Here is a 12319-nt window from a genome sequence, read left to right on the forward strand (position 1 = left end):
AGGTTATCACAGGTAATGCAGCAAATCAGGATAACTATACGGAATTCCGACGCCCGCGACAAGCTTCTTAGGATCCATTACTCGTAATCGTCACAGAGGTATCTTGAATCTCGTAATTACCAATATCCGCCCCAATGCTACATGTGGACGGGAAAAGGGCAGAGACATCGTGCCCATCAGAACTGATGACTACAGCACCTGAACAGCGATCTGTCAGACGTAACTGATTATCCTGCCCACCAGTAATACTGCGCAAAATGCTCGTCGGTTCACCATTCCATGGAGTCATATAGATGGGCGTAAACGCATTTTCGCCATTCGGCCACATACCGATGATACTTAACGGAATAGCCTCTCCTTGCGTGACTGTATTAGGGATATCAATTCTCATTGATTTAAGTCGCTGCAACGGGTATGACGTGGACGTCACAGATTTTCTTGACAAATTCTTTATCGTATTCTCACTTATATTCTTAAGCCATCTATCTAAATCTTCTGAAGAAGACGGCATAGTCTGCACAGTAATCTCTGCTTGGATACTCACTGAATTTTTTACTAATTTTGGCAGTGTAATTGTCCATGAACACGAAGCGTTTATTGCTGTACGTGCAGGACTATGTTTATGTATTGAAATTCCGGCATCTCTTTTTCCCCAATGCACGGTGAGACATTTGCCTTTGCTCGTAGACAGAGTCTCCATAACCTGTCCCATAATCGGATTTTTTACACTCGAATACCTAATCGTATAGTCGATAACTTTTTTTGAGCTATTCCATTGTGCATCACGTATAATTCGAAGTCCAGAAGGAAGAGTATCGTCTTCTCTCCTTGCACTTATAACTTGTGAAGTCGGTGACTTATGTGAAGCGCGTCTTGCAAAATATGGTTGCGCGATCCACACACTTAAGAGAATGAGTATAACACCGACAAAAGAAGCAAGAGCAGATATCGCTATAATTCGTACTTGTCTGCCTTTTGGTTTTCTCCCATTGACATTCTGGACTTGCTCAGATTGAATACTTTTATATGGCTTGAGAAGTGTGGCAGAAGAACTCGGAGTAAATGAAGCAAGAGTGGGCTTGCTAGGAGAAAGCTCATCTTCCGCCTCTTCCTCCGCTTTCTCTCCATTCTGTGTAGTACTAACCGTCTCAAAAGATTTAATTACCGTTGCTGGATGAAAATCTGTATCGTGAATATTCAAAGGCGGAAGAGCGTGTTTATATGTACTCTCAATGGTGATGCCGTCAAGTCGTTTAAGGACATCTGAAACATCTGCTCGATTTATCGGATTCTTTGATAAAAGAATATTAAGAAACGCACTTATCTGTGGTTCTAGTCCCGGTATCGGCGGGACAGCTTGAGTAATATGTCGGTGTGCAATCGTAAATGGGTTTGACTCAGCGCCATCGCTAAAGGGCGTGCTTCCAGCAAGCATTTGATAGAGTAGAATCCCGACAGCATATATATCAACGCTTGGCGCAACAATTGCACTTTCAATAAGCTCTGGCGCCATATAAGCTGGTGTACCTACCATTCGCGTCGTGGTAAGGTGAGACTGACCAACAATACTAGCAACACCAAAGTCAGAAATCACAACGTTAAAAGTATTTTCCTCCGCTTGCGGTAACAGAATAATATTATCTGGTTTAATGTCGCGATGAATAACCCCATGAGAATGCGCATACTGTAATCCTTGGAAGATTTGTCGTGCAATACCAAGAGCTTCGGCTGGTGCAAGAGTACCTGCATCACGAAGATATTGCGTAAGCGTAGGACCAGGAACATAATCCATGACAATGCCAAGACGCCCATCTTCAGCGATAAGATCGCGAATATGGATGATATGATTACTTTCCAAAGACGTAAGTTTCGTACGCTCAGCGATAAACCTTTGAAGAATCTCGATATCATCACGATACTCTTCGCGTAGAAATTTTATTGCAACACGCTCATCAGTATCTTTATGCACAGCCAAGTAAACAATACCTGACGCACCTGCCCCAATGCGTTGGAGAACACGATAGTGCGCGCCAAAATTAAATTCGTGCGAAGAGTCTGACATTTATTTAACTCCTACACTCTGAATAAGAGTTGTCATCCCAGATTGGCATGCATATCCTCTTCCGACTGACATCTCGACAGGAGAACGCCGAGGCAATGTAACACCGAGAAGTTCACCATCACGGTCCTTATCTGGCTGCAGCAAAATACCAAGACGAGACTTACGTAGCTGATTTGTCCACTTGCCATACTGTGTACGTAAGTCATCATTTCTTCCTGCAGCAATAATAACAAGATTAGGATTAGGACGCTCAAGTAGTGCAGCTAACTGCTGGTCAGAGTCTGTATATAAATGTGCATCATCAATCAAAAGTAACGTCGGTTCCTCTGCGACAAGCAACTGTGCAAGCGTACCAGCTGCAGAATCATGTTCAACAAAAGTGCCAATATTACTATTAAGTGCTGGCGATCTGCGTGAGGCTATCCCTACGATATTTAGTTTTTGTTTCTCATAGTCAGCACATGTGGCTAACGCTTCTGCTATCCCTAATAACAGACTCGTTTTACCACTCCGCGCCGGTCCGGCGATAAGCAAATTTTCTCCTGACCATAATTCAAGAGTAAGAGGATTTAATGTAGTCTCTGCAACACCTACAGGTATCTTCCATGGTTCACTAGCGATAGAACCTTCATGGCAAATTTCACGAGGAAGAATACGCGAAGGTAACCTTCTAATAAGGGTCGACTTTTGAACATTTCTCCACCTTAGATTAATTGTGTGAACTATGTCGCTATGGTTACTTGTGCACGCAATTTGTGAATGGAGACCTGTCGAAGAATCAACTAGTCTGCCAGGTAGAGCAGGAGGAATATTTTCACGACTGACACCGACGAGACTGTAATCATATGGATCAGCTAAGTGGAAGAGCCACATATGTGAAGTCACTTCAGTAATAGTTGTAGGCAATGAATTAATACTTGTCGTTGCAGCGACAAAATGAATACCTAGTGCGGGACCTTTTACCCATACTTGATAAAGATTTTGGAGTAGCTGTATGCCTTCATAATCGTCGTATTCTTCTTTTAAGCTCGCAAAACCATCGATGAATACGAATAGCTCAGAATAAGTGTGCGTTTTAGTTGAGCGTTGGTCAAGTTCGCTAATGAGATAGCGTATAAGGCGACTTTGTAACTCGCGATTTGTACTTCCTGGTCCTGCGTAGCCGCGAGAGTGGCATAGTGCTGATACACTCTCGAGACCGTGAGTGCCTAAGTTGAGGAATAGGAAATCAGTATCTTGCGGATTTCTCATTGCAGCTAAAGAAAACGCGATACTGCTTAATGCAGTGGTAGTACCCGATCCGGGGATACCGACGAGAATGAGATTGCCTTCATTAAGATTCCATACTAATGGATATTGGGTCTGATTCTCAGGATCATCTGTAAGACCCACGATGATTTCATTACTTAGCTCAACTTTAGTTGAAGATTCGTACGAATTATCGGCATCCCAACCTAAACTACTCATATTAAGCTCAAGTTTTTCAGGTAACGGATTAGGCCAAACGGGATGAGGATTTTGAAGTCCATCCACACGTGCAGTTTCACAGATTACATCAATAAGCATATCCATATCGCTGAGTTGATCGTCCTCATGGGCGAGCGTATGCTCTGGTGAAACTTGTCCAAGCTCAATTTCGTCAACGAAAAGATTCTTTGCTCCTCTTTGACCGCTGATGCCCGTGACAAGAGCTGTCTGGATTGGAGTTATATCATTCTCACCAAGTTTAATGTAAGCACGTCCTTTCTGCTCTCTACCAATACTTGCCGCTAGCGGAACAGAAATAACGTTGCTTGAATCTTCTCTCGACTGTACACGAAGGGCAGTTCGCATATTCGTGTTAGCAAGGATATCGTCGTTGACGACACCAGCAGGGCGCTGAGTTGCTAGGATCATATGTACACCCAATGTTCGTCCGACAGCGCCGATAGAAACAAGAGCGGAGAGCACATCTGGATATTCCTTTGCCAACTGAGCAAACTCATCGACGACAACGAGCAGACGTGGCATGGGCACCGAGGGATTTGTCGCCATGTACGCATCGATAGTATCAATCCCATCACCTGCAGCAGCAAAAAGCTCTTGACGATGTCGCATTTCAGCTTCTAGTGCTTTCAATGCACGATACGCAAGCGAAGGTTCGAGGTTTGAAAGAGTGCCTACAGTATGTGGTAGCTGGTCAAGAGAAGCAAAGGCAGCTCCGCCTTTGAAATCGACGAGAATGAAGTTTAATTCCTCTGGACTTACACGAGCAGCTAAACCTGCGACAAGTGATCTTAAGAGCTCAGACTTTCCAGACCCAGTCGTACCGCCAACGAGTCCATGAGGTCCATCCTTAACAAGGTCAAATATAAAAGCTCCATCTGTGCCGACTCCCAAGGGAGTTGAGAATCCGGAATGTGCAGACCACATTTTACGAATCACATCTGTACTTAGAGATTCACGTTTTAGCCCCAGCAAATCGAAGAGATGCACCATAGGCGGCAGCATTCCACCTGCTTCACCAAGTTCAGGATCTTCAAAACGTGCAAGCAATCTCGCCCATTCATATGCTATATCATCATTAACCGCACATGTAATAATTCCATTGAGAACATCATTCTTTGATGGAATTGTTAGAACTGCCTCAGAATCAATTTTCGCTTCAATCACGCTATAGCATTGTGCGGGAAGCATCTGTTCGGTGGGTGTAATAATAATTCCACTAATACGAGGGGCAGGAGTATTGGATAAATTAGTATTAGGAGCCCAGTTTAATAAATCACGAGTGGGAGAATCTTTACCTTCCAATAAACTTGGATCATCTACGACCAAGAATATATTTCTTGAATTGAATGATTCAACATTTTCGAGTAGAGTACGAGCCATGGTTTGAGCATCTCGCGTATTTGTCGCAATCCATCGATTGTTGGGATTTGCACCATCCATCATAGTGTGCGGCATCCACGAAGCCCATGACCAATCATGCACGTATGCCTGTGACGTCAATACAACAATCATAGTGTCTGCCGGCCCGCTGTGAGTAGCTATTTGACATAGTAAAGAGCGCCCAATACCTACCGCATGTTTCCTTTCGCCCCAAATACCGACAGGACCTGAAAACATATCAACGATAACTGGAGCAACTTTTAGCTGAGCTCTATTAATAAGTTCCTGAGTTTTTGGCTGTATTTTCCCGCTATTTACGATGGGGACTGCCCAGCTACGTGTTGAAGTTCCAACATTTGCATACCAAAAATCTTCGGCACCAGACCTCACCTGCCATAAATCCATTTGGGCATAGCGTACTGTATCTAATAACTGCGATGGGTACGGTGCCATTGTGATAAGGCGGTTCCGCTCTACCTGTGAAGATTCACTAATCTTCTTACGAAAATCTTCAAGTGCCTTGTCATAGTCTGCTTCTATAGTCTTGTTATCTACTTTTGCTCGACGTTTCTGTTCAAGCCATGTGCCCAACGCCATCACCGGAGAGAGTAGACCAATTAGCGCATAGCGTATAGATCCCATCACAGCAACCATTGCAATTGCCATAATGAGTGGCGCTATCACAGTGACCCACGAAAACTTTGAAGCGTGCTGTGCATTTGCTTTAGAAACAGGTTCTAACTCGTCAGGATGTGCCGGCAAAGACTGACGCGGCGGTCGATTAAAAGGTAAAACGCCGCTATTTTCGCGCATACTATGGTGATGATATTGAGGTTCGGTGAAGACAGGTGTTGCAGTAAGTTCTAGGCATACTCCGCCGATAGTAAGGACATCGCCCTCTCTAAGTTTTTGAGTACTATCACCCTCTATTTTTTCACCATTAAGCCAAGTTCCGTTAGACGAATTATCGTCTGAAACCCATATACCTTCTGATTTGATTATGAGGACAGCGTGGGACCACGAAACTGACGGAGAAGAAAGAGTAATATCTGCTTGATTACTTCTTCCAATACGCACATATCCTGATTCTGGCAAGGCATAGGTACGTCCTGAATTCTGCCCACCGATAATACCAAGTTGCCACTTCGACGAATCTAAATGCCGTGATACATAATTTGAAATAAGGCTCCCCTCAAGGAGAGGAATTGAGTAGCATGCTGTTTCAGATTCATATTCTTGCCCATCTACCCATACATGTTCCCACTCACGTTTATCTAGATGAGCAGCTTGGAGTATTTCACCGAGAGTAGTCTTCTTATCAAGGTTTGTAATCGCAAATACGCGTCTATTATCACTAGTCTCGATAACTACTCGCACTCTATCTCCTCTCTGCAACTATCATTTTTATATGAGTATTACTCTACAGGTAGCCATTCAACTTGTTGATTTACAGGGCTAAGCTTCGCAAGACCTATTTTTTGATAGACTTGTGCGCCAAAATCACGTCGAACTGAGTCAATACTATCGTCTGCGCTAACCTTCAGCTTATACAATTGATCCTGTACTTTCTTCGAATCAGTTGAATGTGCATGAGCACTAGCTTTGACCAGCGCCATAAAAGCTTCATAACTTGATAAGTCTGCTAGACTACTACGTTTGACAAATGCTGTATCGCTGCGAAGTGACATGATTGTACTATCACGGTTCATCACAGTTTGAGACTCAAGAAACCCTAAGTAATTTTGCGTATTGAGGTGTTCTTTGATAGGGACAACTGGCGAATAAACATCATATCCATCTGCTACGTAGTTCACTAAAGCTGGCTTTAACTCAGATTTCAGACTATCTGTGTTAAGGACAATCCGTGTCTTAATATCCGCTGCTATGAGCGCATTAATAGTCTCAACGATTTTGTCAGATGTACTATTAAAGACTACGCAAGCCGCATGTGACTTACCGATGCTTTCTTTGACTTGACTTATCGTCTGAGTCATATCTGCAGGATTCAACGGAATATTGACACTAACTGGTATAGCCGATACACCATCAGAGGTTATCGAAATCACAGGAGAGCAACCAAGCTTTTTAACTGACTTATTGAAGTATTGCATCCATGTTGATGCATCAGGTAAACCATACCAAACGCCGCGAGTATCTAAATCGTCTGACTGCTCATATGGAAAAATAATTGGCAATGCAGCATCAGCTGCAGCACGAGCAAGTTGTCTCGTATGAGTGACTCGTTAAGGCAATCACACCCGATACGTGCGCATGAGCAAGCTGTTGAATCGCCTCAACCGCACCATCAGTACTACCGTCGTCAGAAACAATTACTGTTTGTACATCAGTACCTGCCTGTTTGAGACGCCATTTCGCAACCGTGATTCCTTCACCGTTACCATCCCAGCCAGTTCCCTGCGTCAAGTCATCGGTATAAGAAACAACTACACCAATACGAAGATTTTTAGGAAGACTCTTTACTGTTTGCTCTACATGAACTCCTGGATACGAAGAGAAGTGCTTATTGTTACGAGTGAAAGGGTTCCAGATAACAAAACTCACGATTATAGCAAGTACTACTAATATACCTATAGCGCTAATGGTACTGGCAACAATTATTTTCCTACGCGATACTCGCCTGTTATTCGATACGGTCATTATTGCTAGTTACCTTTTCTCGATACGAGATGGAATGAGAACCACCCGCCAGTAGTCTTAGATGAATTTAATGTAAATTTCATCGGAGACTCTAAACGCGCTAAGCTTGCACGTAAACTTACTTCATCAAGTATAGAGTCAGATTGCGCATCACGCTGTATAGATTTTGCCTGCCCCATTTGCAAATTCGAACTTGCAAACTTTGTTTCTGCCATACCAAGATGTGCCTCAGATGTTGCAATCGCACCAAGCAGCCCGCCGCCATTGATTCCGCGGCTGCCGATATCAGAAAGTACACGAGAGATATCTTCTGACAAGAGCGCCGAAGCTGCTTGAGTATCCACAATTGCATTATCTGCATTTTCATCTATTACTCGTGCGTTTTCTGTCAAAATCTGATTCGTCTCATCACTTAACTTTTTATTCGAGTCTTCGATACTGCGATTTGTTAAACTAACAAAATCTGAACCAGACTTTTCTATTCCTGTGGCTTCAGAATTAATCAGATTTGTAAATGTAGAGAAAATTTGCGAGTTTGAATCATTAACACCATCACGTGCACGAGAGATAAAAGTATTTGAACTCTGCTGTCCTTTATCAAGGCTGCGCTGCATGTTATCGTAATTCTCATCTACAATTTCGCTCATACGTTGTGCAGCGCTATCCGTATTTTGTGTCAATGTTTCAGCATCGATTTTTATCGATGTAAACGCACTATGCAAATCATCCTGCGCGTGATGTACTTGTGCAGTGGAAACATTTGACGTGCTATCTGAAACTAAGCTTGTCTCAATAATATTCAAGTTAGTACGCATACTTTGTAGTACACCGGCACTAGCTATGTTTTCTATTTCCCCAGTAGCACTATTAATTTTAGAGGTTTGCGCCTCAATTGAATCTCTGTCTGAAGTTTCATCACTCCCCTTGAAGTTAGCCCCCTCGCCTAAGTCTGTAGTTGGACATGTGGAGTCTGCTAACATATTCAAAAGAGCTTGTGCTGTACTCTTATCTAGCGAATATTGATTCTTGAATGCAGTATCCGTAGTAGTAGTGAGTCCAGAACCAACACAAATAGCACGCTTCATCTGGTTGGTCTTATTAGTCTGAGTTTGGGAAGCATACTTAACATCATCTATAGAAGTATTAAGAGTCTCCTCTAGATTATTTATCGACTCTTCCACATCTCGAGTAGCGTTTAATACCATGTGAGCATTATTACTTCGCGCGTTATTTAATTGAGATAGCGCGGTGTCAAGTACTGAAATCTTTGCTCCTAAATCTGTAACCGTCTGACGGACCTGCGCTGAATTACTATTCTCCAGTTGGTCCACGATCCCAGAGCTACGGGTATAGCTATTCTCTGCTTCATGGGTAAGTTCCTGCCTAGAAGTCCATACCTGGCAAGATAAACTGTCACTAGCTAACGCGCAATTTGTAGTGTCAGGATTTTGTGGTCCGAGAATTGCATCAAGCTGCTCAGATATTTTCTTTTGACAGTCGGTCGTTGTCCTTCCCATCGCTGTAAGTCTTCCAGAAAGTGCGCGTATGACACCGAGTATGCTTGCAGGCTGAGATTGATTATCTGCTACAGAATTTTCTTGGGAAACTACAGAGCAAGATTGCGAATCAATATTAACTTCTTCATTATGTGCAGTAGGATTCCCCATAAGCGACTGGACGGCACGTGTAGTCGCCGCCAGTTGTCCACTCACAAGAGAACCTGTCGACGAAAACATCGCCGATGACTCATCTTCCACACTTTGCAAAGCAGAAGAAACTTGAGAAGCAGACGCCTCAACTCGCGCATTTGACTCGTTGAGGTCAGCTATTGTCTTCTGACCAATCTGTCCGCCAGCAGTTTCAAGTGCTGTTCGAGCCTTGCTCAAGGCTTCACCTGATTCTGTGAAGACTTTTCCAGCGGCATCAAGCGTCTTTAAAGTGGATAGGACGAGCTTAGTCTCCTCTTGCTGCTGTTTGCTGTTCATATTAATACTAAATCCGGGTTGAACGAATACGTTTATACTTGGAACTACAAAGTTCTTTGCGTCTGCAACAAAAAAGAAATGCACGACATCTGTATCTACGCCAGTTAATCCCGCCCATTGAATTGTCGTCTTTCCTGATGTATCCGCACCAACTACCCCATTCGTAGCCTGCTGAATTGACGAAGAGTCACTTGCACTTTTAGGAGTAACCACTGACGATAGCTTAAGCCGAGACAGCTCAGCTGATGCCGCGACAGCCATCGGAGTTGAAATCCACCGTGTACGTGATACTGACTTACCATTAACATCTGCATGTACGCGCTCGGAACGACCTGTTACATTATACACAGAAATGTCTATACGGACCCGTCCACTCTTTCCTGCTATAACACGTGAATCGCTTGCAGAGTGACCCTTATACGAGTATGTCGTTACCACACGAACTGGAATTTGAGCGCCAAGTTTCGCTGGGTCCAGTCTATGTGAAGCAGTCTTCACACTCTGAATGCTCCCCTTTGAACCGATATCAATGCTAACTAGCCCATCATTTTCTTCCTGAGCTTGAGCAGCATTGATTCCACCTAGCACTAATACTAAAACACCGATGATTAGTATCGATATACTGGTTTGAAATCTCTGTTTAATACTCGCTAAAATTCTCAAGGAAAATCCCCTACTTATCTCTTCAAACGTCATCTATATACATTCATGCTAAAAGATACGTTGGTCATTTTGTATTTCATAAGACGATGAAGTATTTAAGCACTAAATATGAGTAAGCTCTTTTTTACCATGGTATGGGTGTGAAGCGTGGGATATGGGTTGCTGGAGTGTTTACGTATTCTTGTGGTGGAGTAACGATAGAAGGAGCATGATTAAAGAATTCTTCACGCATGTGTGGGGTCAATTCAGGAGTTAAGCGTATCGCGTCTTCTAAGTCTTTAGGATTCCACCGTTGAAGACCTTTCATACGAGTAGACACCAATGCAGGGTAACACGGAAACCAACCCTCGTCAGGACGATAAGAAGTACTATAACCCTTAAACTTCATATTTCCTCTATAGTCTATGGATATTGCGCAGCTTAATGCTGGGTCGGTAATTCTAAAAATTCCTTTACTTATCCAATGCCAGGCAAGAGACCCGTCAGTTTTAACCATGAGTAGTTCAAAAGTATTTCGCTTAACATGCCTGACCCATAAACATGCCAATGGTCCATACTTGTTTGCCATACGACGTGAACGCTTATACGCGATATGATTCGCAACAAGAGTACCCACAATAAAGCCACCAGTCCACGAACCCACAACCCAGTAAGACGATATTGTTTGCAGATAGAAAATAAAAGGCAACACAGGGAAACACGTAGCAATAACTATCGTATACCTCCACAAATACACCCTCACAAAAACAGCACACGTTGCTATAGCACCAATCACAAGGAATACGAGAGTGGGAATGATTTTAGATAAGCCTGGAGAGTTAATAGTAGGAATGATGATACCGATAATAATGAGAGCTATCGTCGCGATAGTTTCTACAATCATGAACTGAGAAATATCAGGAATACTTGGAACACCCACAGACCCTTTTTCACGGTATGAGTGCGCCATATCAAACCACAAAGCCTCAAGCTCTCTTCTACAATCCTGCCCCTGCGCTTCACACCGAAGAAGCCTAACTAGCAAATTGAAACGCTTATTATAAGTTTCTCCGCCAAAGATAATTCCACGAATCGGCTTATCGACGAGTTCCCTTATTATTTGCAGATAATTTAATGCACTATCGAAATTTTCCTTGTTTAGCTCTTTAATAGCATCGTTAAAGAGCGTATTTACTTTTTGTATATCAATTCCGCTTGGCTTCGCGAGTAGGAGTCTGCTTATTCGCGTGCTGGAAGGATAATGTTCTTTCCCATATACTAGCCTATTACATTCAGCCTGTGTCCATTGTATGCAGGCGATTAGAAGACTTGTATTATCGTTATCAGTCTTGCTCATACTATTTCATCTTTCTTTAACTCATTTAATGGAATAGGTCAATAACATGAACGGTACGAGACACAGTATGCGAATGAGCAGAAGGCTGATAACTAATCTTCACCGAAGTATCAGTAAACGGGCCAAAAACATGCACCCTCGGAGTAGAACGCGTATACACGTCACCTAACCCCATAGCGTTACCCGAATGATAATGCTCTCCCGGAGCATACAAAGTAGACGCGTCAAACTCACCCGTACGCAAATTAATATGAGTAGCATCCTCACCAAAATGACTATTAACCTTGTCATACCCCCTCTTACCAAACTGTATAGGAGAAGTACCATACGTTTCACCGTAATGCAACCGTCCACGAACCTCGAGTGATTGTCCACCCACACGACCAATGAGCGCTTGCGGACCAACAGAATTCTCGAGTAAAGAATCACTAAAACTAAACCTCTCACCACGTCTCGTCTTATTAATCGCATCACTAATCGTTCCACCGACAGTATCCTCTGCAGTACTACGAACAAAACCTAAAGAACTTTTAAGTACTAATTGTCTTACAGAATTCGTTGCGATTTTCTCGACACTGTCTGTAACAAGACTCCGAACTGTAGGAATCTTCATAATTCCGCTTCCTGCTGCGCTGAATACTCCAGCTGTTGCAAGACCGATACCAGTACTGATCAATACTTCGCCCCAGTCTACGTTTCCTGTGGTTCCTTGCTGGATGAGAGCGTCGAGTCCTGCACCGATGAGCG

The 12319-nt window shown here is 43.2% G+C and carries 7 protein-coding genes; all 7 read right to left on the reverse strand.

All coding sequences use genetic code 11. The annotated features are described in order from the left end of the window. Positions 1-67 precede the first annotated feature (67 nt). The gene (locus tag ACFQY8_RS03305) at positions 68-2062 is read right to left on the reverse strand and encodes a serine/threonine protein kinase (RefSeq protein WP_377938487.1); all 1995 of its coding nucleotides are present in this window, start codon (positions 2060-2062) and stop codon (positions 68-70) included. Continuing rightward, the gene (locus ACFQY8_RS03310; protein WP_377938488.1) at positions 2063-6307 is read right to left on the reverse strand and encodes an FtsK/SpoIIIE domain-containing protein; all 4245 of its coding nucleotides are present in this window, start codon (positions 6305-6307) and stop codon (positions 2063-2065) included. It lies immediately after the preceding gene. A 38-nt stretch (positions 6308-6345) separates the two neighbouring features. Further along, complete coding sequence (locus ACFQY8_RS03315; RefSeq protein ID WP_377938489.1) at positions 6346-7125, reverse strand: hypothetical protein; 780 nt, start codon at positions 7123-7125, stop codon at positions 6346-6348. Between the two features lie 7 nt (positions 7126-7132). After that, complete coding sequence (locus ACFQY8_RS03320; RefSeq protein WP_377938490.1) at positions 7133-7492, reverse strand: hypothetical protein; 360 nt, start codon at positions 7490-7492, stop codon at positions 7133-7135. 101 nt (positions 7493-7593) lie between these two features. Further along, on the reverse strand, positions 7594-10161 hold the full coding sequence (locus tag ACFQY8_RS03325) for a hypothetical protein (protein WP_377938491.1): 2568 nt from the start codon (positions 10159-10161) through the stop codon (positions 7594-7596). 199 nt (positions 10162-10360) lie between these two features. After that, the gene (locus ACFQY8_RS03330; RefSeq protein WP_377938492.1) at positions 10361-11572 is read right to left on the reverse strand and encodes a hypothetical protein; all 1212 of its coding nucleotides are present in this window, start codon (positions 11570-11572) and stop codon (positions 10361-10363) included. Positions 11573-11597: 25 nt separating this feature from the next. Continuing rightward, on the reverse strand, positions 11598-12319 hold a 722-nt coding region (locus tag ACFQY8_RS03335; protein WP_377938493.1), incomplete at its 5' end, for a hypothetical protein.

It is taken from the genome of Alloscardovia venturai, assembly GCF_042676605.1.
Lineage (GTDB): Bacteria > Actinomycetota > Actinomycetes > Actinomycetales > Bifidobacteriaceae > Alloscardovia > Alloscardovia venturai.